This window comes from Lysinibacillus fusiformis, from assembly GCF_002845985.1.
GTDB classification, from domain to species: domain Bacteria; phylum Bacillota; class Bacilli; order Bacillales_A; family Planococcaceae; genus Lysinibacillus; species Lysinibacillus fusiformis_D.
Genome location: NZ_PDFK01000002.1, coordinates 802,449 through 825,218, shown reverse-complemented (window position 1 = coordinate 825,218; position 22,770 = coordinate 802,449). Strand labels below are relative to the sequence as shown.

The 22,770-nt window shown below is 37.8% G+C and carries 23 protein-coding genes and 1 other RNA gene; 21 read left to right on the top strand and 3 right to left on the bottom strand.

What is annotated here, in order from left to right:
- Window positions 1-127 precede the first annotated feature (127 nt).
- The 21 genes from CRI88_RS10075 (at window position 128) to ssrA (ending at window position 19,590) form a co-directional block, all read left to right on the top strand.
- Complete coding sequence (locus tag CRI88_RS10075) at window positions 128-598, top strand: flavin reductase family protein (RefSeq protein WP_036121167.1); 471 nt, start codon at window positions 128-130, stop codon at window positions 596-598.
- A 26-nt stretch (window positions 599-624) separates the two neighbouring features.
- Window positions 625-2,100 carry a 4-hydroxyphenylacetate 3-hydroxylase family protein gene (locus CRI88_RS10070; RefSeq protein WP_036121163.1) on the top strand — a complete coding sequence of 492 codons (1,476 nt, stop codon included), beginning with the start codon at window positions 625-627 and terminating at the stop codon, window positions 2,098-2,100.
- A 22-nt stretch (window positions 2,101-2,122) separates the two neighbouring features.
- Complete coding sequence (locus tag CRI88_RS10065; RefSeq protein WP_036121159.1) at window positions 2,123-2,878, top strand: IclR family transcriptional regulator; 756 nt, start codon at window positions 2,123-2,125, stop codon at window positions 2,876-2,878.
- A gap of 25 nt (window positions 2,879-2,903) precedes the next feature.
- Window positions 2,904-3,458: a 3-hydroxyanthranilate 3,4-dioxygenase gene (locus tag CRI88_RS10060; protein WP_089933856.1), complete on the top strand. Its 555-nt coding sequence runs from the start codon at window positions 2,904-2,906 to the stop codon at window positions 3,456-3,458.
- The gene (locus CRI88_RS10055; RefSeq protein WP_036121153.1) at window positions 3,449-4,480 is read left to right on the top strand and encodes an amidohydrolase family protein; all 1,032 of its coding nucleotides are present in this window, start codon (window positions 3,449-3,451) and stop codon (window positions 4,478-4,480) included. The genes CRI88_RS10060 and CRI88_RS10055 overlap by 10 nt, the downstream gene beginning before the upstream one ends.
- Window positions 4,455-4,916 carry a RidA family protein gene (locus CRI88_RS10050; RefSeq protein WP_089933853.1) on the top strand — a complete coding sequence of 154 codons (462 nt, stop codon included), beginning with the start codon at window positions 4,455-4,457 and terminating at the stop codon, window positions 4,914-4,916. The genes CRI88_RS10055 and CRI88_RS10050 overlap by 26 nt, the downstream gene beginning before the upstream one ends.
- A gap of 76 nt (window positions 4,917-4,992) precedes the next feature.
- Window positions 4,993-6,459, top strand: a complete 1,467-nt coding sequence (locus CRI88_RS10045; RefSeq protein ID WP_058844375.1) for an aldehyde dehydrogenase — start codon at window positions 4,993-4,995, stop codon at window positions 6,457-6,459.
- A gap of 14 nt (window positions 6,460-6,473) precedes the next feature.
- Window positions 6,474-7,253, top strand: a complete 780-nt coding sequence (locus tag CRI88_RS10040; RefSeq protein ID WP_089933849.1) for a 2-keto-4-pentenoate hydratase — start codon at window positions 6,474-6,476, stop codon at window positions 7,251-7,253.
- Between the two features lie 15 nt (window positions 7,254-7,268).
- Window positions 7,269-8,156 carry an acetaldehyde dehydrogenase (acetylating) gene (locus CRI88_RS10035; RefSeq protein ID WP_058844377.1) on the top strand — a complete coding sequence of 296 codons (888 nt, stop codon included), beginning with the start codon at window positions 7,269-7,271 and terminating at the stop codon, window positions 8,154-8,156.
- Window positions 8,153-9,166, top strand: a complete 1,014-nt coding sequence (gene dmpG, locus CRI88_RS10030) for a 4-hydroxy-2-oxovalerate aldolase (RefSeq protein ID WP_089933846.1) — start codon at window positions 8,153-8,155, stop codon at window positions 9,164-9,166. The genes CRI88_RS10035 and dmpG overlap by 4 nt, the downstream gene beginning before the upstream one ends.
- Window positions 9,166-9,936, top strand: coding sequence for a 2-keto-4-pentenoate hydratase (locus CRI88_RS10025; protein WP_089933843.1), 771 nt, complete (start codon window positions 9,166-9,168; stop codon window positions 9,934-9,936). Before dmpG ends, CRI88_RS10025 begins: the two co-directional genes overlap by 1 nt.
- 12 nt (window positions 9,937-9,948) lie before the next feature.
- Window positions 9,949-10,134, top strand: a complete 186-nt coding sequence (locus tag CRI88_RS10020) for a 2-hydroxymuconate tautomerase (RefSeq protein WP_036116769.1) — start codon at window positions 9,949-9,951, stop codon at window positions 10,132-10,134.
- Between the two features lie 40 nt (window positions 10,135-10,174).
- Entirely contained in the window at window positions 10,175-11,236 is a 1,062-nt protein-coding gene (locus CRI88_RS10015; protein ID WP_082673735.1) for a TRAP transporter substrate-binding protein, read from the top strand.
- A 16-nt stretch (window positions 11,237-11,252) separates the two neighbouring features.
- Window positions 11,253-11,738 (top strand): TRAP transporter small permease, encoded by a 486-nt coding sequence (locus CRI88_RS10010; RefSeq protein ID WP_036116766.1) that lies wholly within the window; start codon window positions 11,253-11,255, stop codon window positions 11,736-11,738.
- Window positions 11,735-13,015, top strand: a complete 1,281-nt coding sequence (locus CRI88_RS10005; protein WP_036116764.1) for a TRAP transporter large permease — start codon at window positions 11,735-11,737, stop codon at window positions 13,013-13,015. The genes CRI88_RS10010 and CRI88_RS10005 overlap by 4 nt, the downstream gene beginning before the upstream one ends.
- A 275-nt stretch (window positions 13,016-13,290) precedes the next feature.
- Window positions 13,291-14,481, top strand: coding sequence for an MFS transporter (locus CRI88_RS10000; RefSeq protein ID WP_101966574.1), 1,191 nt, complete (start codon window positions 13,291-13,293; stop codon window positions 14,479-14,481).
- A gap of 207 nt (window positions 14,482-14,688) precedes the next feature.
- The gene (secG, locus tag CRI88_RS09995) at window positions 14,689-14,916 is read left to right on the top strand and encodes a preprotein translocase subunit SecG (RefSeq protein WP_036116760.1); all 228 of its coding nucleotides are present in this window, start codon (window positions 14,689-14,691) and stop codon (window positions 14,914-14,916) included.
- A gap of 190 nt (window positions 14,917-15,106) precedes the next feature.
- The gene (locus tag CRI88_RS09990; RefSeq protein ID WP_101966573.1) at window positions 15,107-15,853 is read left to right on the top strand and encodes an alpha/beta hydrolase; all 747 of its coding nucleotides are present in this window, start codon (window positions 15,107-15,109) and stop codon (window positions 15,851-15,853) included.
- A 37-nt stretch (window positions 15,854-15,890) separates the two neighbouring features.
- The gene (rnr, locus tag CRI88_RS09985; RefSeq protein WP_058844381.1) at window positions 15,891-18,359 is read left to right on the top strand and encodes a ribonuclease R; all 2,469 of its coding nucleotides are present in this window, start codon (window positions 15,891-15,893) and stop codon (window positions 18,357-18,359) included.
- A 70-nt stretch (window positions 18,360-18,429) separates the two neighbouring features.
- Window positions 18,430-18,897: an SsrA-binding protein SmpB gene (gene smpB / locus CRI88_RS09980; RefSeq protein ID WP_025116583.1), complete on the top strand. Its 468-nt coding sequence runs from the start codon at window positions 18,430-18,432 to the stop codon at window positions 18,895-18,897.
- Window positions 18,898-19,234: 337 nt separating this feature from the next.
- Window positions 19,235-19,590: a transfer-messenger RNA gene (gene ssrA / locus CRI88_RS09975) on the top strand.
- A 146-nt stretch (window positions 19,591-19,736) separates the two neighbouring features.
- Here the strand turns inward: ssrA and CRI88_RS09970 are convergent.
- From CRI88_RS09970 to CRI88_RS09960, 3 genes are all read right to left on the bottom strand, one after another.
- Entirely contained in the window at window positions 19,737-20,900 is a 1,164-nt protein-coding gene (locus CRI88_RS09970; protein WP_257982884.1) for a tyrosine-type recombinase/integrase, read from the bottom strand.
- A gap of 138 nt (window positions 20,901-21,038) precedes the next feature.
- Window positions 21,039-22,157: a tyrosine-type recombinase/integrase gene (locus tag CRI88_RS09965; RefSeq protein ID WP_101966572.1), complete on the bottom strand. Its 1,119-nt coding sequence runs from the start codon at window positions 22,155-22,157 to the stop codon at window positions 21,039-21,041.
- Between the two features lie 17 nt (window positions 22,158-22,174).
- A complete protein-coding gene (locus CRI88_RS09960) occupies window positions 22,175-22,423 on the bottom strand; it encodes a helix-turn-helix domain-containing protein (protein WP_101966571.1) in 249 nt (82 codons plus the stop codon).
- Window positions 22,424-22,770: the final 347 nt, after the last annotated feature.

Below are 22,770 nucleotides of genomic sequence, written 5' to 3'. Positions count from 1 at the left end.
TTATAGAAAAAATAGGTTTAAAGTAGAAAAATAATTTTATTTGATTTCACTATTTGAAATATAATGCATTTCAAGGGGAAGAGAAGTTGTTATGATACTGATAATAAATTAAAGGGGGGTGCTATAAATGGATACAAAATTACTTAGACAAACATTTGGAAAATTTCCTACAGGTGTGACGGTCGTTACTTGGTTTGATGGTGTGGGGATTAATGGGATTACAGTGAACTCATTTACTTCAGTTTCGTTAGAGCCTGCTCTAGCACTAGTATCTATTGATAAAAAAGCAAATGCATTATCTCAAATGAAAAACAATGCATTTACAATTAATATTTTATCAGATCAACAGGAGTCTATAGCATGGCAGTTTGCAGGACGTAAACAAGAGGGGCTTGAAATTACATGGATTAAAGATGGTATAGCTCCAAAAATTGAAGATGTTTGTGCTTTTATCGAATGTAAGCCATGGAAAGAAGTGGATGCGGGAGACCATGTTTTATTTATAGGAGAAATCCTTAATTTTGGACGCACTAATAGTGAAGCGCTTACATTTTTTGAAGGCAAGATGGGCTCGACAAAACAGTTCATACAACAATAGTTATTTAGTAGAGGGGATTATTAATTATGGGAATTAGAACAGGGCAACAATTTATGGATGCATTAAAGTCAAGAAACCCGGAAGTATGGCTAAATGGTCGTTTAGTAGAGAGTGTTTACGATGAACCCTATTTTCAACAACCAATTAAAGAAATCGCAAAGTTATATGATTTACAACATGATCCAAAATATCAAGAAGATTTAACGCATGTATGTGATGAAACAGGGGAGCGTGTAGCCACTTCATTCCTTTTTGCAAAATCCTACGAAGACATTATGAAACGTAGTAAAGCTTTTGAAGTGGTAGCTCGGCAAACTTTTGGCTTGATGGGGAGAACACCAGATTTTTTAAATACAGTGGTAACTTCTTTAGCACAAAATTCTTGGTTCTTGGCGAAATACAACCAAGATTGGGCTAAGAATATTGAAGCTTATTATCGCTATATACGAGATAATGATGTGTTCTTAACTCATGCCATTGTGAATCCACAAAATGACCGAAGTAAAGCATCACATGAACAGACAGATAAGTTTACGCACTTAGGTGTAGTAGAAGAACGTCCTGATGGATTAGTTGTCCGCGGAGCAAAAATGCTAGCAACATTAGCGGCGTTTACGGATGAAGTCATTATCTATTCATACCCAGGATTTGTACCAGGAGACGAGCGTTATGCATTAGCTTTTGCTGTACCGATTGATGTGAAAGGGTTAAAAATTATTTGTCGTGAACCCGTTCAAGATGGTACACGTTCAACATTCGATCATCCACTGGCTTCTCGCTATGAGGAAATGGATGCACTACTCATTTTTGAAGATGTATTAGTACCATGGGATCGTGTGTTTTTATATAACAACGTTGAGGCTGCGAACTTGCTGTATCCAATGACAGGTATTGCTGAACAGCCCGCACATCAGTCAGGGGTTAGAGGATACATTAAACTGGCATTTGCTGTAGAGGTAGCTTGTAAGGTTGCTGATTCGATTGGTGTAGATCAATATTTAAATGTGCAACGTGATCTCGGCGAATTAGTGCAATATGTAGAAGTCATTCGTGCATTGATTCGAACAGCGGAGCATGAATTTACGGTAACAGAGCATGGTGAAGCGCGATTAAATCCAGATGCTTTAGAGACCATTCGCGGCATGATGCCAGAAATATATCCGAGAGCCATTGAAGTCATGCAAACAATTGGTGCAGGCGGTTTGCTAATGATGCCAACTGAAGCTGATTTCTTAAATCCAGAGCTTCGTCCAAGCATTGATCGTCATTATGGTGGACGAGAAGGTGTAGATGCAGAACTAAGAATGAAAATCTTTAAGCTAGCCTGGGATTTATGTGGTGAAGGGTTTGGTATGAGAGCGCTTCAATACGAACGCTATTATACAGGAGATCCAATACGGAAACGTGCTATTTACTACAATAAATTTAAGAAACGGTACTCCTTTGATTTAGTTGAATCCATTCTTGCGAAAGAAGATGTAGGCGAGAAACAAACAGTATAAATTGAACTTGGAGGTGAAGCATTTGATTTCATCGGTAAAAAAAATCTCACGCATTATCGATTTATTTTTGGATGGCGAACCATCTTTAAGTAATAAAGAAATCGCAGAAAAGCTAAATTTACCTCCGAGTTCAGTCCATCATTTCTTAAAAACAATGTGTCAAGAAAGTATTCTCTTGCAAGGCAGTGATAAGCGTTACCGATTAGGCTGGAAAATTCTTGAGTGGAGTAACAAAGTTATGTATTACCAAGAAATTAATTTTGAAGCAGGCCCTATAATAAGTAATTTGGTTGCGCGTTTTAAAGGTACTTCACATATTGGGATGTTTGATAATGGGGAAGTTCGATTTGTATACAAGGCTATGTCTCCACATGCGGATATAGTACCAACATTTGTCGGTATGACTCGTTATCCTGCTTATTCAACAAGCATTGGGAAAGTATTATTAACGTATAATCCAGCATTTATGTTGCCGATGTTGGAAAAAGGCATGTTTAAGCAAACTGCCAATACTATCACCTCTGTAGATGATTTGAAAAAGGAGCTTGAAGTAGTTTATAAAAACGGCTATGCCATTAGCGATCAGGAAAATGCGTCCAATACTTATGGGGTTGCAGCACCTATTAAAACCTATAATGGTCAAGTTGTAGCAGCCCTTAACTTAGTAGGTGAAAAAAGTTATATGAACGGTAAGGATAAACAGGCAATTGTTCGTGAGGTAATTCGTTCAGCAGAACTAATTTCGAGACAACTAGGCTATATGACAATAAATTATTAAATTTAAAATTAGGAGGAATTCAATTATGTCCAATTCAACGCAAGTAAGTAAATTACAAGCCCGTTCTCAAAACATTTTTAAAATCATTGAGGAGAACAAGCATTTACTAAAACCGCCAGTGAATAATAAAGTGCTATGGGAAGACTCTGAGTTTTTAATTATGTTGCTTGGTGGCCCTAATGCTCGTCGTGAATTCCATGTTGACCCATCAGATGAACTATTCTATCAAATTAAAGGTTCTTGTTTTGTAGAGGTTATTAATGATGAAGGTAAACGTGAAGTAATTGAAGTGAAGGAAGGCGAAATGTTTATGCTACCAGCAAACGTCCCTCATTCACCACACCGCGTTGCAGACACATATGGAATTGTCGTGGAGAGAAAACGTAAAGAAGGCGAGTTAGAGGATTTAGTATGGCTATGCAGTGAATGTGACCATGAATTGTATCGTCTACGCGTACAAGTAACAAACATTGGGAAACAAATTTCAGATGGTATTGATTACTTCAACGCTTCTAAAGATTTACGTCAATGTGATAGTTGTGGACATGTAATGCCTGAGATTGTAAGTGAATGGCAATGAGAATCGATTTTCATACACATATTTATCCGAGAGATTTACCGAATTTTGCTAGTAAGTATGATAATGATAAGTGGCCTGTTCTAGAGCAAAAATGTTCTTGTGGAGCGGATATTATGGTAAGTGGTGAAGTATTTAGGGAAGTGACCAATCAAGTGTGGGACACAAAAAAACGCATTGAGGATATGGATCATGAGGGTGTAGATATGCAGGTTATTTCACCCGTACCTGTCACATTTTCTTATTGGGCACCTATTGAACAAGCGGTAGAGCTTGCACAATTCCAAAATAACTTTATTGCAGATGTTGTTAAAGCACATCCAGATCGTTTTATCGGCCTAGGAACTGTACCGTTGCAAGATGCAAAAGCGGCTGTTGTGGAGTTAAAACGGTGCAAAGAAATAGGTCTAGCCGGAATTGAAATTGGCACTAATATCAATGGAGAAAATTTGGACAGCGAGTATTTACTGCCATTTTTTGAAGCGGCAGAACAATATGAAATGCCGCTCTTTATTCATCCTTGGGAAACCTTAGCACAAGAGAGAACACCAAGACATAACTTTTTATATACAATTGGCATGCCGAGTGAAACAGCTTTAGCGGCAGCGAGCTTGGTGTGGAGTGGTGTAATGGAAAAGTGTCCGAATTTAAAGGTTTGTTTTGCCCATGGTGGCGGATCATTCCCTTATATTCTTCCACGTCTAGACCAAGGTTGGGATGTTTGGCCAAGCCTTAGACGTACAAAATATCCTCCAAGCCACTACACGAAAAATTTTTACTTTGATTCATTAGTATATGAATCACAAAATCTACATTACTTAATTGAACGTTTTGGCCATGAGAAAATTATGATGGGATCAGACTATCCATTTTTACTAAGAGAAATTAACCCTGGAAAAATCATAGATGAAACCTTGGACTTATCAGAAGAAGTACGTAAAGCCATTCTAGGTGAAAACGCTATGTCATTTTTAAATGTAGAAAGGAGCAGGGTTCTAAATGGTAAATCAAGTGAAAACGCCTGAAGAACGCTTGCAAGAGCTTGGAATAGAACTTGCTGAGCCAAGGGAAGCAGTTGGAAATTACGTTGGTTGTGTACGAACAGGTAATTTAATTTTTACATCAGGTCAAGGTATCGATCAGTATCATGGCAAATTAGGTGAAGATTTAACAGTAAATGATGGCTATGCAGCTTGTCGCCAATCGATGATTAACCTGTTATCTGTATTGAAATCTGAATTAGGTGATTTATCGAAGGTGAAGCGTATTGTAAAAATTTTAGGGATGGTCAATTCTACGCCTGATTTTACACAACAGCCAAAAGTTATGAATGGTGCATCAGATTTACTAGTGGATGTTTTTGGAGAACGAGGCAAACATGCCCGTTCAGCAGTTGGGATGGCCCAACTTCCTAATAATACAGCCATTGAAATAGAAATGGTTGTGGAAATTTCAGAATAATCAAAAAGCGACTTTGAGAAAAAGGTAAAACACTCTTTTTCTTAAAGTCGCTCCATAATTGAGGGAGTGAAAAGTGATGCAACATGCAACGTTTAAAACGAAAAGTATTAATTGTCGTAATTTCATAAACGGTGAATTCATTGACGCTATAGATGGGAAAGTGTTTGAAAATATAAATCCTGCTACAGAAGAAGTCATTGGATGGGTAGCAGAAGCGACTAGGGAAGAAGTCGATGCAGCAGTACAATCTGCAAAAGCTGCTTTGAAAGGACCGTGGGGAAAATTCACTGTCAAAGAGCGCTCTCTACTGTTACGACGTATTGGCGACCTCATTTTAGAAAATGTTGAAGAACTTGCTGCTTTAGAAACGATAGATACAGGCAAACCGTATCATTTAGCGATAGAAATGGATATTAAACGTGCAGCACATAATTTCCACTTCTTTGCGGATTACGTTACTTCACTTGGCAATGAATCTTATAACCAAGACAATATGGCACTTCATTATTCAGTGACACGACCAGTAGGTGTCGTGGCTATGATTAATCCTTGGAATTTACCATTACTACTTTTAACTTGGAAATTAGCCCCTTGCTTAGCAGCAGGTAGTACTGCTGTCATGAAACCGGCGGAGCTTACACCAATGACAGCTACTCGCTTGGTTGAATTATGTCAAGAAGCGGGGATACCAGATGGTGTTGTAAATTTAGTTCACGGTTTTGGTGGGAATTCAGCAGGTGCTTTTCTATCAGAACACCCTGATGTAGATGCTATTACATTTACAGGGGAAACTAAAACAGGCACTACTATTATGAAGGCTGCTGCCCCTACATTGAAAAAAGTTTCATTTGAATTAGGGGGCAAAAATCCTACTATTATTTTTAAAGATTCGGACCTAGATGAAGTTCTTGCAACAACGTTAAAATCAAGCTTTACAAACCAAGGGCAAGTGTGTCTCTGTGGTTCTCGTATATATGTAGAACGTGATATTTATAAAGAATTTGTGGAGAAATTTGTAGCTCGTACAAAAGAATTAAAAATTGGAGATCCATTTGATGCAACGACAGATATCGGCTCTGTCGTAGGGAAAGAGCATTATGAAAAAGTAATGGGTTACATTCAAATTGCCAGAGAAGAGGGTGGCAATATTCTTACAGGCGGTGGTCGCCCAGCTACTATCGATAAAGGCTACTATATTGAGCCAACAATTATTACCGATTTAACGGATCAGGACCGTTGTGTACGCGAAGAAATTTTTGGCCCAGTTGTTACAGTATTACCTTTTGATACAGAAGACGACGTGATTTCCCGTGCAAATGATACAAATTACGGCTTAGGTGCAACTATTTGGACAAATGATTTAAGACGTGCACATCGTGTTGCAGGTCAAATTGAGTCAGGCATCGTTTGGGTAAATACATGGTATTTAAGAGATCTTCGAACACCATTTGGTGGGATGAAACATAGCGGAATCGGGCGTGAAGGTGGCGCACACAGCTTTGAATTCTACTGCGAGGTCTCAAACGTAACAATTAAATTATAACTTGGGGGGAAAGCATGGTAGTGAATCTAATTGAATGGTCTAACAAATTATTAGAAGCAGAAAGAACACGCATTGGCATTGAGCCGATTACTCAATCAGCTAAAGATATTTCATTGAAAGATGCTTACTCCATTCAACTTGAAATCGTTAATAGGAAGTTACTGAACGGCCATAAAATTACAGGTAAAAAAATTGGTTTGACATCTTTAGCAATGCAAAATCTATTAAACGTGGATGAACCAGATTATGGGCATCTTTTATCGAATATGGAAATTACAGAAGGAAAAACCGAGCGATCAAGTTATTTAAAGCCGAAAGTCGAAGGCGAAATTGCGTTTGTACTGAAGTCTCCTTTAAAGGGACCTAATGTCACTGTTAAGGAGGTACTTGAAGCAACAGATTATATTGTAGCTAGTCTTGAAATCGTAGATAGTCGCATTGCCAATTGGCAAATAAAATTGCTCGATACCATTGCAGATAATGCTTCCTCTGCAAAATACGTACTAGGTCAAGTGAAACGTGAGGTCTTCAATGTTGACTTACCAGCAATCGAAATGCAGCTTTATAAAAATGGAGCGTTTATGAATGAAGGAAAGGGAGAAGATGTTTTAGGCAATCCAGCAAGTTGTGTCGCTTGGCTTGTAAACTGTCTAGCAGATTTCGATATTGGTGTTGAAGCAGGAGAAGTTATATTATCAGGTGCTTTATCGGCAGCATTGGATGCTGAACAAGGTGATAAGTTCACAGCCGACTTCGGTGAACTATTAGGTACAGTCGAACTAGAGTTTGTGTAAAGGGAGGAAGCTACCATGACAAAAATGAAAGTGGGCATTATTGGTTCAGGTAATATTGGTACGGATTTAATGATGAAAATTCAAAGATCTCCGTACTTAGAGATGTCAGTACTTATTGGCATTGATCCTGAATCAGATGGCTTAAGACGTGCACAAGAGGCAGGTTTTCAGACGATTTCCAATGGGATTGAAGGATTTCTAGAGCAACCACATTTGGCGGATATTTTATTTGATGCAACATCAGCAAAGGCACATATTGCTCATGTGAAAGCTTTACAAGGTTTAAACAAAAGACTAATAGATTTAACGCCAGCCGCTGTAGGTCCATTTGTTGTACCGACGGTGAATTTGACAGAGCATATGGAAAAGCCTGTTGTAAACATGATTACGTGTGGAGGTCAGGCGACGATACCAATCATCTACGCCATTAGCCGTGTACAAAGTGTTGATTACGCTGAAATTGTTGCAACAATTGCTTCGAAAAGTGCAGGTCCAGGAACACGAGCTAATATCGATGAATTTACAGAAACAACATCCAATGCAATTGAGCTGATTGGCGGTGCAAAAAAAGGAAAGGCAATTATTATTTTAAACCCAGCAGAGCCACCTTTATTGATGCGTGATACGGTGTTATGTCTCCTTGAAGAAGAAGCGAATTCGGAAGAGATTATTAAATCCATAAAAAATATGGTCGCAAAAGTAAATGAATATGTACCAGGTTATCGCTTGAAGCTAGATCCGATTGTAGATGGAAAGAAAGTTACCGTATTTATTGAAGTAGAGGGATTGGGAGATTATTTACCGATCTATGCTGGAAATTTGGATATTATGACGGCCGCTGGATTGAAGGTGGCTGAAGAAATGGCAAAAACAATGAGCGTTAGGGAGGTGGAAGTGCGATGAGTCAAATCTATTTAACAGAGGTTGCACTTCGTGATGGTAGCCATGTGGTTGCCCATCAATTTTCTTCTGAGCAAGTTCGTTATGTAACGAAGCAATTAAGTGAAGCCGGTGTACCGTATATTGAAGTCACGCATGGAGATGGTTTAGGAGGCTCGTCCCTTCAATATGGTTTTTCTAAAGAGCATGATATTGCGTTAATTAGAGCGGCAGCAGAAGTTGCTGGAGATTCTAAAATAACGGTTTTGCTTATTCCTGGAATTGGCACAATACATCATTTGAAAGAGGCTTATGAGGCAGGTGCTCGAGTTGTTCGTGTTGCTACACATGTAACGGAGGCAGATGTATCAAAGCAACATATTGAAACAGCGAAAGCACTAGGGATGGAGGCATTTGGGTTTTTAATGATGTCACATTCTGCATCACCTGAAAAAGTATTAGAGCAGGCGTTGTTAATGGAATCATATGGGGCTGATGCCGTGTATGTTACGGACTCAGCAGGGGCTATGCTACCGTCTGATGTACAGAATCGTATTCGTTTATTACGTGCTCATTTAAACATTGAGATTGGTTTTCATGCGCATAATAATTTGTCTCTGGCTGTTGCCAATACACTTGTAGCGATTCAAGAAGGTGCTACACGTATCGATGGCAGTATTTGTTGTTTAGGTGCAGGAGCAGGCAATACACAAACTGAGGTATTGGTCGCAGTATTAAATCGCATGGGTATTGAAACAGGCATAGATTTATACCAAATACTCGATCTGGCTGATTATGTTCGTGCCAATATTTTGCCACATCCACAAGATATTACGACAGGTAGTTTAGTAATGGGCTATGCAGGCGTATATTCAAGCTTTTTACGTCATGCCAATATAGCTGCTGAAAAAGTGGGTGTTGATGCTAGAGATATTTTAGTAGAGTTAGGCAAATTAAATGTTGTAGGTGGACAAGAGGATACGATCATTGAAGTAGCACAAAAAATTGCACAACAGAAAGTGGGGAGTGCATAGTGTCTTTATTTGAATATGCTGAGCGGGTGGCGGAAGCACAAGCAACAAAAGAGGCAGTTGAAAAGATTACTAACTCAAAACCAAATTTGACAGTAGAAGAAGCCTATGAGATTCAAAAAATTAGTATGGAAAAAACGATGACAGCTGACAATCGGTTTATCGGTTGGAAAATGGGTCTAACAAGCATTGCTAAACAGCAACAAGTAGGGGTGGATTCTCCAATTTATGGGCGTTTAACCTCACAAATGAATCTTAGGACAAATGAAATTATAGCTGCTGAATATATTCATCCACGTGTGGAAGCAGAGGTAGCCTTTGTTTTTAAAAAAGAGCTACAAGGTGCGGATTTAACACCATTAGGAGTATGGGATGCGATTGAAAACGTATTTCTAGCACTTGAAGTCATTGACAGTCGCTATAAAAACTTTTCATTTACTTTACCTGATGTAATAGCTGATAATGCTTCTTCATCGAAAATTTGGCTGAGTGCGCAAGCATTTTCACCTTATACATGTGATTGGGCTTCTATAGAAGTCATTTTGAAACAAAATGGAGAAGAGAAACTACATGGTACAGGAGCTGCGGTACTTGGTCATCCCATTTATTCGGTCATTGAATTATTAACGATGTTAGCAAAAGAAGGTAGAGGTATTTTGCCTGGTCAACTCGTTTTAACAGGTGGCATAACAGATGCAATTCCAGTAAAAGCTGGTGATGAAATAGAAGCAGACTATGGGACACTTGGCAAGCTAACATTAGTTGTGAAGTAGCGGGGACTAAATATGCCAATTGTTCAAATTCAGTTATTAGAAGGACGGTCTGTGGAGCAAAAGAAAAAAATTATACAAGAAGTTACAACTACCATTGTTCAAACGGCACGAGTTCCAATTGATAGTGTAAGAGTTATTTTAATAGAAGTGCCACCCGTTCATTGGGGAATTAGTGGAAAGACGAAGGCGGAGCCATAACCAATGCAACATATTAAATCAAAAATAGAGGGGATATTTTATGATAAAAAAACCGCTAAAGTTTATGCTAGTTAGTTGTTTATTCGCACTTTTATTCGTTTTGGCAGCTTGTGGTAACTCAAACACAACAAATGAAACAGATGCAAAGACGGACAATAAATCAGCTGTGTCAGCAACTAGTTCGGATGAAGATATTCCAAAGAAGAAATTTAAGCTTGCCCATATTACATCAACAGATCATATGTGGCATAAAGCTGCTGAAAAATTTAATGAAGAATTAAAGGCACGCTCAGATGGCAAAATGGAGCTTGAAATTTACCCTGCAAGTCAATTAGGGACTGAAGCGGACATGGTACAACAAGTAGAGGCAGGCTCGATAGACTTTGCTTTTATTACAGCCGCTTTTTTAAGTACGCGCACACCTGAGATGGCTGCATGGTTCGCACCATACACGTTTGAAAATTTACAAGAAGCTTCAGATGCAAGTCATACCGATATTGCACGTGAGATTTTAGGAAAAGTAGACGGAACAGGATTAAAAGGGTTGGATTACCTTTTCGCTGGTCAACGTACGATGGTATTGAAATCAAAAGAAGTTAAAAAAGCTTCGGATTTAGCAGGTTTAAAAATGCGAGTAACACCAAGTCCACCGCTCCAAAAATTTTATAAAGATGCGGGAGCTGCACCAGAAGGATTACCATTACCAGAAGTATATTCAGCATTACAAACAGGCGTTATTGACGGAATGGATATGGATTTAGATGCGACAATCACAAATAAATACTCCGAAGTAGCCAAGTATGTAGCTGTAACAAACCACATGGTATGGCCATCAATTGTCGTAGCAAATGAGGGAATGTTTGATGGATTATCTGAAAATGCTCAAAAAATCATTAATGAATCCTTACAAGCAGCAATAGCTTATGCAGTAGAAACACGAGTTGGACAAGAAGAAGAATTCAAAAAAGAACTTGCCAGTCAAGGAATGACTGTTTATGAGTTGGGGGCAGATGTATTTAAAGAGCAAATCGAAGCATTTGACGCCGAGTATAGTGCAAAATCTGCTTTAATTAAACAGTTTATTAATGAATTCCGTAAGTAAATGGGGGAATGGCTAGATGGCGAAAATTAGTCAAGTTATTACTAAAATCGAAGAACTACTGATGATCATTTTAATGGCTGCGCTTGCTATCTTAATGATATTTGCGGTTATTTTTCGTTATTTCTTTAAAGATCCCATCCCTTGGGCTGGTGAAGTTTCGATTTTCTTATTAATATGGACTTCGTTTATTGGAGGAAGCTGGGGTCTGAAATATGGTACTCAGGCTTCAGTTACATTTTTATATGATGCTGTATCTAAGCGTAGTAAAAGGATTTTTAAAATTGTTCAGGATTGCATGATGATTGCGTTCTTATTTATATTAATCTATTACGCTTACAAATGGATGATGAATCCTGCCATGTTGCTACAAAAATCGAGCTCCTTACAATTACCAATGTGGATTCCTTATAGTGCAGTATTTATAGGATTAATTTTTGCAGCAATTCATCTTCTTTCACATTTAATTGACACACTTAAAAATAGAGAAGGAGAAAATACATGACTTATATTGTACTCGTTATTTTCTTTCTTTTACTTATCATTGGTATTCCCATCTCAATGGTGCTTGGTATTACGACAGTTATTTATTTCATCTTAAATGGTCAGGTGACATTATTAGATTCTACACCATTACGTATGTATTCAGGGCTTGAAAATTTTGGCCTATTAGCGATTCCGTTATTCATGTTAATGGGTGAAATTATGAATGAGGGCGGTATTACAACGAGGCTTGTTCAATTTGCTCGTGTCCTTTTTGGGCATTTTAGGGGAGGGCTGGCCTATGTGACAGTTATTGCTAATATGTTTTTAGCATCGATTCTAGGTTCAGCAAATGCTCAAGCTGCAATGATGAGTAAAGTAATGGTACCGCAAATGGAGAAGGAAGGCTATAAACGTGAATTCGCAGCGTCTATAACATTAGCATCTTCTATTATCGCACCTATTATTCCACCAAGTATGATTTTCATTATTTACGGTACGTTATCAAGTACATCTGTTGGCGCTCTATTTATGGCTGGGATTCTCCCAGGGATTATTTATGGTCTTGTTTTTATTTTAGTTATTTCTTATATGGGCTATAAACAACAATTCCCGAAAAGTGAACGGGCTTCGTGGGCAGATATTCGAAGCAAGTCATTAAAAGTAATCCCAGCACTATTAATACCCATTACAATTGTTGTAGGTATTCTAACAGGTGTATTTACAGCAACAGAATCTGCTGCTATCGCTTGTTTACTAGCAGTAATTGTCGGTTTATTTGTCTATAGAGAGTTAAATATCAAAAAGCTCCCTAAAATGCTAATCAATACGGTGACAAATACAGCTACAGTAACATATTTAATTATTATGGCCAATATTTTTGGATGGATGATTGCCTTTGAACGAATTCCACAATTGTTAGTAGAAAATATGTTAAACATTACAGAAAGTCCATGGGTATTCTTATTATTAGTGAATTTAGCATTGTTACTAATCGGCATGATACTAGATGGAATTGCCGCATTAATTATTCTAGTACCTGTCATGATGCCACTCGTAATAGCATTTAATATTGACCCGGTGCATTTTGGAGTCATCATTTGTATTAACTTAACGTTAGGCTTATTAACACCGCCAGTAGGGACAGGACTTTTCATCGTATCATCGATGGCAAAAGTGAAGTTTGAAACGCTAGTAAAGAGTGTTTTTCCTTTTATTGTTATTTCCTTTATCGTGCTACTATTCCTAACATATATTCCAGACCTTGTATTATTCGTACCAAGATGGTTGGGGATGTAGGGAGTAGCAGGTACGTTAATTAGGAGAATATTAGGTTATCTTATGGTTGCTTTTATAGTCAATTAATATATGATACTACATTTTTTTAGTTATTTGTGGAGGAGGATGCACGACTTCTGCTTGCCCTGAAAACGAGCATCCCGTAGCGGGAATCAACCACAACTTTAATAGTAATAGTTAAAGTAGGCTAATCACAACACACTTGAAAAAATCGACCACTGTATTAGGTGGAAATGAATTGGCTCATCGAGCGTAAAAGGTGGTTTTGATGGATTATGCAACAGATGAAACTTATTGCAATGTGGATCATCATTGCTCAATTTTTAACTGCCTTTGTTGGGAGAAGCATTAGTCCTCTAATGTTCTATATTAGTGCAGACTTATCATTGAATAAAGGGCAGTTAGGATTTCTTCCAACTGCTCTTTTTATTGGTCAATTTATAGCAACATTGCTAGTTGGCTATTTAGCAGATCGATTGAGTACCCGTAAAATAATGGTTTGTTTGATGATTATTGTTGGAACAGGCTTTTTAAGCTTTGCTTGGATAGACAATTATACGTTGGCCTTAGTATTTGTTGTACTAGCAGGGATGGGTTATGGAGGAATGCATCCTGTTACAAATCGTTTCCTTATGAACATACTTCCAGTAAATCAAGTTTCATTGCTAATGGGGTTAAAACAGATGTCTATTACGCTAGGTTCAGCAGGCTCGAGTGTTGTCCTGATTCCATTAGTAGCTTTCATTGGTTGGCGTTATACATTGTCTGTAGCGGCAGTAGTATTATTAATGTTTAGTTTCATAATGCCTTTTGTATTAAAAACAAAAGAAGATTCACAAACTGAGATAGCTACTAAATTGCCTTTACGTCAGCAATTACGCATTTTCCTTCATTCAAAATGGCTCTTTTTTACGAATAGCTCAGCATTCATCTTAATGGGTATTCAAATGACATTTAACACCTACATTATATTATTTTTATATGAAATAAAGGACTGGCCCATTTATAGTGCTGGCATATGCTTGGCTATTTCTGAAATTAGTGGGGCAAGTGGGCGAGTGTTGTGGGGGATTATTAGTGATAAATTTTTTAATAAAAATCGATGGGCTGTATTATTAATCATTACTATACTAAGCGCAAATGGGATAATCCTTATGTATTTTACCTATTCCACCTTTTTTATAGTGATGTGTATAGCAATTATAGGTTTTTCTCTTGCGGGCTTTAATGGTATATGGATGACGCTAGCTGTTGAAAGTGTAGAAAAATCGATGAGTGGTTTTGCAAGTGGGTTTAGTATAATGGTGGCATCCATAGGTGTATTTTTAATTCCACCGGTTTTTGGTTCACTTGTGGAATATTGGGGTTATTTGGTAGGTGGGATTTTTTTAGTTAGTCTATTTGCCTGCTGTGCCATATTCATGGTAATAGCACTATTTACTGTCAAGAAAGTCCATACATCATAGCTGATAGTCACCACGTTGAATACAGTACCACAAGAGAGCATGTATACTAACTGCGACCTGACCATACGAGGAAATTGGGAAAATTCAAGATTCTAGTAAATTTTCAATAGAGCTTGTAAATGATTTCATCATGAAAGTTGTCACATAATCCACTTTTTGTTATACTAAAAGGTGTTGTGATGTTTCAAAGTTCGGGAGGTGCAGTGAATGCATACAGTAGTATTAGTTTCATTAGTTATCGTATCATTAGCGTTGATCGTTGTGGTATTACTTCAATCTAGTAAAAGTGCAGGCTTATCAGGTGCCATCTCGGGTGGAGCTGAGCAACTATTTGGAAAGCAAAAAGCACGTGGTATGGATTTAATCCTTCACCGTGCAACAATTGTGTTAGCTATACTATTTTTCATTTTAGCAGTTGCTATTACAAAAATCTAATAGTTGAAGATATATCGCCTAACCAAATTGGTTGGGCGTTTTCTTTTATTAAAACTAAATGGTAAATTCTCTCTCCATAGCAAAAATTGAATTGTAATTTACAATCCAACTTGTTATTCGCTAGACATAATCGAGATGGCTATAATGGGTATAGTATGGATGAGTGTTTTAGGATGAAGGAGTGCTTACAATGAACAAATCATTATCACAGCCATTTTTCTTTCAAGCAGGACCACGTGCTGTATTATTATTACACGGCTTTACTGGTAGCTCTGCAGATGTACGAATGCTTGGTAGATTTTTAGAGAAAAAAGGGTATACTACTTTGGCACCTCACTATAAAGGTCACGGTGTGGAACCAGAAGAACTAATCACAACAGGTCCAGCAGACTGGTGGCAGGATGTCGTTGCCGCCTACAAACAGTTACAGGATGCTGGCTATCAAGAAATTGCTGTCGCTGGTCTTTCATTAGGCGGTGTGATGACACTAAACGTGGCACTAAATAATCCTGTTAAAGGAATTGTCACAATGTGCGCCCCTATGACAATGCGTACAACAGACATTATGTTTGAGGGTGTCTTGAAATATGCAAGGGATTATAAAAAGTTCTTAGGAAAACAAGATGAGCAAATTGAAGCAGAAGTAGCACTCATTGCTGAAAAAGGGATGCCATCTCTACAGGAGCTACGTGAATTTATTGCCCGTACACGACAAGAAATTGACATGATTTATGCGCCTATTTTTGTCATACAAGCTACAAATGATGAAGTAATAGAGACAGAATCTGCCAACATTATATATAATCAAACTGAGTCACTTGAAAAGCATATCAAGTGGTATGAAAACTCAAAACATGTTATTACATTGGATCAAGAAAAAGATCAATTACATGAAGATATTTATCGCTTTTTAGAAAGCCTAAATTGGGCACAATAATTATAAATAGGATTTTCTCATGAAGGAGGGAATATGTATGAAAGACCAAAAAGATACACTACAAAGTCGTTTACTCGATTTTTTCAGCAAAGATGATTATAAACCATTAACTGTCGGTGAAATCGAGGATGAATTCGGTTTTGAGGATGCTGAGGAGTTCAAGGAGCTTGTCAAAACCCTTGTCCGTATGGAAGGGCAAGGCTTAGTTGTGCGTTCTCGCTCCAATCGTTATGGTCTACCAGAGCGTATGAATTTGCTAAGAGGTAAATTTATCGGACATGCGAAGGGCTTCGGTTTTGTGACACCTGATGTCGAGGGCATGGATGATGTATTCATTCCACCGCATGAAATTAATGGTGCGATTAATGGAGACATCGTTTTAATTCGTGTCTTAAAAGAATCATTTGGGGACCGACGAGAAGGGACTGTCACAAAGGTCGTCGAGCGTGGTCAAACAAGCTTTGTCGGCACATTCCAGGCTAATCGAGGCTTTGGCTTTGTTGTCTTAGACGATAAAAAGCTACCGATGGATATCTTTATCGCAAAGGGAGACACATTAGGAGCTGTTGACGGTCATAAGGTTGTTGTTGAGGTTGCGACATGGCCAGAGGATTTAAAATCCGCAACAGGCTATATTACCAAAATTTTAGGGCATAAAAATGATCCAGGTGTGGATATTTTATCAATCTTATATAAGCACGACATTCCACCTGAATTCCCAGACGAAGTCATCGCAGCTGCTCAACGCGTCCCAGATGAAATTACAGAGGCAGATTTAGTAGGTCGTCGTGATTTGCGACATGAAACGATCGTGACAATTGATGGTGCAGACGCAAAAGACTTGGATGATGCGGTAACCGTAACGAAAAATGTAGATGGTACTTACAAGCTTGGCGTACATATTGCAGACGTTAGTTACTATGTTACGCAAGGCTCAGTCATTGACATCGAAGCTTATGACCGTGCAACAAGTGTTTATTTAACAGACCGTGTAATCCCAATGATTCCACATCGTCTATCAAACGGTATTTGTTCATTAAATCCACAAGTTGACCGTCTAACATTATCCTGTGAAATGATTATTGATGGGAATGGTAATGTCATTTCACACGAAATTTTCCAAAGTGTCATTAAAACGACAGAGCGTATGACATATAAGGACGTTTACATGATTTTAGAGGAGCAGGATGAGGCACTAATCGAACGCTACGAGCCACTTGTGCCAATGTTTAAAAATATGGCTGAGCTATCTGGTATATTACGTCGTAAACGTGAAACACGAGGGGCGATTGACTTTGACTTTAAAGAATCCAAAGTCCTTGTCAATGAAGAAGGCTGGCCAGTTGATATTGAATTACGTGAACGTACAGTAGCGGAGAAGCTAATTGAGGATTTCATGCTTGCTGCCAATGAAACAGTTGCAGAGCACTTCCACTGGATGAATGTACCGTTCCTATACCGTATTCACGAAGATCCAAAGCCTGAAAAGCTCCAACGCTTCTTTGAATTTGTTACGAACTTCGGTATTTTAATTAAAGGTACTGGTAATACAGTGCATCCCAAGGCACTGCAAGATGTTTTAAAAGCCATTGATGGTATGCCAGAGGAGCCCGTTATTTCAACAATGCTACTACGCTCGATGCAACAGGCAAAATATTATCCTGAAAGCCTTGGTCACTTTGGCTTATCAACGGATTTCTATACACACTTCACATCACCAATTCGTCGTTATCCAGACTTAATCGTACATCGTTTAATTCGTACGTATATAATTAATAAGGATACTTCTAGAGAAACGATTGCACAGTGGAGTATGGCAATGGATGAAATTGCTGACCATACTTCTGAGCGTGAACGTCGTGCTGTTGATGCAGAACGTGATACGGACGCTCTGAAAAAAGCACAGTACATGTCTGATAAAATTGGCGAGGAATTCGAAGGGATCGTTTCATCCATTACAAACTTCGGTATTTTCGTGGAGCTGCCAAACACAATCGAAGGACTTGTTCACATCAGTAATATGACAGATGATTACTACCGCTTCGATGATCGTCAAATGATTATGATTGGTGAACGAACAAATCGTCAATTCCGTATTGGTGATGAAGTGACAGTCCGTGTTGCCAATGTCATTATTGAGGAGTCATCCATTGACTTTGAAATCGTTGGAATGGTAACTTCATATGGACGAACACGTAAAGCAGCTCCTACTGTCATCCATGCACGTAAAAATTATAGTGATAACAAGGGTGGACGCAGTCAACGAAGCACACGCAGCGACGAAGAAAAAGGCGGACGCGGTGGCAACCGTAGAGGCGGTCGCCAAGAGGATGACCGTGGAAGTCGTAGCGCCAAGCAAGGTGAACGTCGTGAAAGCGATCGTGACCCGCGTGGTCGCCGCAAAGAAGACTCAAGCCCAGGTCCTAAAAAACGCGTGAAACAAAAGCAAAAGTTCTATGAGGGCATTGCAAAGAAAAACAAAAAGAAAAAATCAAAACGTAAATAAGCATTAGCGAAAGTGTCCTAAGTAAGGATGCTTTCGCTAATGCTCAACCTTTAAGTAGAGGGTGAAGAATATGGCAAAAGGTTCTGGAAAAGTATTAGCACAAAACAAAAAAGCTGGACATGATTACTTTATTGAGGAAACAATCGAAGCAGGCATGGTCCTAACCGGCACAGAAATCAAATCCATCCGTGCAGGCAAGGCCCAACTAAAGGACTCCTATGTCCGAATCACCAATGGCGAAGCATGGATTAGCAACATGCATGTCAGCCCCTTCGATCAAGGCAACCGTTTCAATCACGACCCACTACGCGCCCGCAAGCTGCTGCTCCATAAAAAGCAAATCGGCGAGCTAGTCGGTGCCGTAAAGCGTGACGGCTACACAATTGTTCCATTGAAAATGTACATCAAAGACGGCTATGCCAAGCTTTTAATCGGCGTCGGCAAAGGAAAAAAAGACTACGATAAACGTAACGACATGCGCAAAAAAGAAGCCAAACGCGAAATGGAACGTACCTTCAAATCAAAAAATCAATATTAATAGATTTCGAGAAAGCTCACCTTGTTGTTGGTGAGCTTTTTTAGGTGTTGATGCTGGGCGAGGCGGATAGAACGGCGAAAGTGACGGAGAGAGATTGAAATGTGGTGGATAGAACAACAAAAGTGATGGATAGAAAGCCCAATCTAGCGGATATCCTAGGTATTTAAGCCAATTTTTTATACAATAGCGGGATACTTGAACTATCGCTAGTTTTGTTTTATAATATGTATTACTGATTGCCAGATTTCATGGAAGCGTACTTTAAGCTCCCACCGTACTAGAAGCAATTCTAGCTCTTTGTTTGAACGAAGCCCAACCGCTTTGATTCATATATCAAGGGGACGTTACGGATTCGACAGGGATGGTTCAAGCTTTAGTCGCGCGTCGGAGGGCTCGGCTCCGTCATCAACGACAGTTATATAATAACTGGCAAACAACAAAACTTAGCTTTCGCAGCGTAAGCTCGTAAGCGCTCTGCCTCTCTATCGCCCATGTAGAGAACGTGGGGCCCAACTTTAGTGGGATACGGTCGATGGTACCACCTGAGTCATCGACAAGAGATTTCCAGGTTAGCGTACAGGACGCCTGTTTGTCGGCATAATGTTACGTGAATCCTAAATAGGCAAACTACACGCGTAGAAGCTGAAGTATTGGAGTCTTTGGACGCGGGTTCGACTCCCGCCGTCTCCATACATTGGAAACAATATAGTTTCAAAAAGTGTCAAATTCCTTGATATATCAAGGGTTTGGCGCTTTTTTTATTTCAAAAACTTTAAACTGATATCAAACGGTTTTGGGTCATTTTTGGGGTCAAACTAGGTCAAAATTGGGTCAAAGAATTAGCGTGAATTGATGTATGCATCAAACTTTTCAATTGTGCTAGCTTTGGTTTTCTTGGTTACATGCGTATAAATGTCCATTGTCGTTTTAACATCTGTATGTCCTAGCCTTTCCTGTACTTCTTTAATACTTGCACCCGCTTCAAATAATAGTGAGCAATGGGTATGGCGTAAACCATGTGTAGTAATAGGCTGAAGCTTGTATTTATCAATTACTTTATGGAGCCACTTTTGCGTTTGAACAGGTTGGATGAAGCGGTTATGTTTATTGCTAAATACGAGTTGTTTTTTATTAGATGTATTAATGCCTTTTTCTAAATAAATCTTACTTTGCTGGAACTTCCATTTTAATAGTAAAGACATTGACGTTTCATCCATTTTAATTGTTCGCACTACACCATTTTTAGTTGTCTTCAGGTACAATTGACAATCCTTGCCGCGTGAAATCGCTTTGTTAATACGAATTTCACTTCGTTCAAAGTTGATATCATTCCACGTCAGTGCTAATAACTCGCCTTTACGCATACCTGAATAGCTCAATACATGAAATATTGTATAAACCATTAGATTATCTTGCTGTTCAAAGCTTTGAAGTAGTTTTATTAATTGTTCTCGTTCGTAAAAGTTTTCAAATTCTGCCTCATCTAAAACGATTTGCTTTCGCTTCTTAGGCATCTCAACCAATGTAAAAGGATTTTTATCAATGTAGCCATGTTTAATCGCATAATCGAGAACTTTTGCAGCATAGGACTTAACCATGCGAAACCGCTTTAGCTTTTTAGCCCACTGATTTACATGCTTTTGGCAAGTTGCAATATCAATCTTGTCAACTTTATAAGTACCCATAGCAGGTAAAATGTGATTTTTAAAGATACCAATAGTTTTTACAAATGTACTTTCTTCAACGCTGTTTTCGTACTGCTCAACCCACATGTTATAAATATCTTGATACGTTTCATATTGTTGTTTTTTATATGTGCCACTGTATACCTCGAGCTGTAACTGATTCATAGCATCTTGAGCTTCATTACGTGATTTAAAACCACGTCGAGTAGTAGTTAAAGGCTTTCCAGTTAATGAATCTGTACCAAGGTAAAACTTAAACATAAAACGCTTTTCGCCATCTTTTAATGTGTACTCTTTGATTTGGGGATTTCTCGCCAAAGTAATTCCTCCTCTGTTCTGCTTACGGAGACAGAGTGTAAGGTAAGTAGTACCTTACATATTTATCATATTATTTATAGCGTTTAAAGACAAATTAGAGTTTGTAGAAAAATAAAAGAACAAGCTAAAAAACTTGTTCTAATAGTTCATATATTGAATAAAATTTTTAAATGCATTAGTCTTGATTTCATCCGTTTCGATAATATAAACATCTGAAGTAATATCTTTAAAGCTATGACCTAACCTTTTCTTTATTTCATATGGTGTTGCACCACTTATATAGTACATTGTTGCATGTGTACGTCTTAAATCATGGGGAGAAATCTTTTTGAGTTTATATTTTTCTTGGATATTATTGCACCAGTCCCAAGCCTTAGATGGATAAGTAATATTATTTTTCTTATCAGAAAATACAAGGCTATAGCTACTTAAATTATAATGCAAAACGGATTGAATTGTTTTCCACTCATTTAAAATTTCAAGTGTGCGATCATCAATCTTTAATAGTCTATGATCAGATGTTTTAGTGGAAGAAATTATTAGTTTCCCATTTTCATCATAGGTAACACCTTTGTTTATTGTAATTTCCTTTTTATCAAAATTGATGTCACTCCATTGTAAGGCAAAACCTTCTCCACGCCTAATACCTGTATAGCATAGTAACCGTAAATATGCATATTTTTTTATATCTTCATTTTTAGTAGCTTCTAAAAACTCTATTAGTTCTTCACGGCTATAGTAGTCTTTGGTGGATTCTTTTTGCTTTTTAATGGGTGTCGTAACTGCCTTCATGGGATTTCGTTCAATAACATCTAATTTCATCGCATAATCAAATACTTTGGCTGCATAATGTTCGACTGTTTTGTGTTTTTTTAATTGATCATACCAAATGTATGCTGCATTTTCGCAATGTTTGTAAGTAATAGATTGAATTTTAATGTGACCTAAACAAGGCAGGATATGATCATGAAAAAGTTGTTTTGTTTTATGATATGTCGAAGGTTTAACGGATTTTCGATAAATTGATAACCATTCATTATAAATATCACTAAATGTCTTTTTTTCAGGGCGATAGCCTTCTTTAAATTTTATTTTAAGTCGTAAATATTCATTTGTTGCAGCTGTTATTGTTTTAAAACCACGTCGAGTAGTTTCAATTCGTTTACCGGTAGAAGTGGTTCCTAGATAAATCTTGAATTTATATCTTGTTTCCCCTGATACTAACTTATATGATTTAATTGCTTTTATTTTTGCCATAATAACTCCTCCGTTTTCTAGTAGCTATTTTTTTCTATAAATTTATCTAATTCGTGTTTATAGATTCGTTTAGTACCATCGATTTCAAATACTTTTAGCCCTTCACATTTAAATTTTTGAAAGGTGTTATACGAAACTCCTAAATATTCAGCCGCTTCTCTAATAGTTAGTAACTGTTTCTCAGGTTTGGATATTTGCTTAGTAATAGCTGTAATAATTTCATTTTTCAACTCTTCTAGATATTGTTTAAATTCTGGTTCTGTCATTTTGTTGGCTCCTTTGCTTTTTGTCTAAACAATATACCCGCCAAATTTTATTTTTTTAAGAGTAATTTTTATTTATTTCTTCTTTTATTTCTTTTGATAGAAGTTGAAAAATTAAAGACAGTATGCTAAGATTTACAAAACCTAGTTTTAAGAGAACTGAATATTTATCAAATGACCTCCTATTGCGCAAAAAGTTTGAATTAGGGGGTCATAATTATGAGATGCATTTTCATTTAAAAAATGAAACAAAACATAACTGTGATGAAATATGAGTAGTCCTAATGAAGCGGTGTTTTCAATGGAAAAAGATATACAAAACATTGAAAAAGAGCAAATAGATGAGGAAT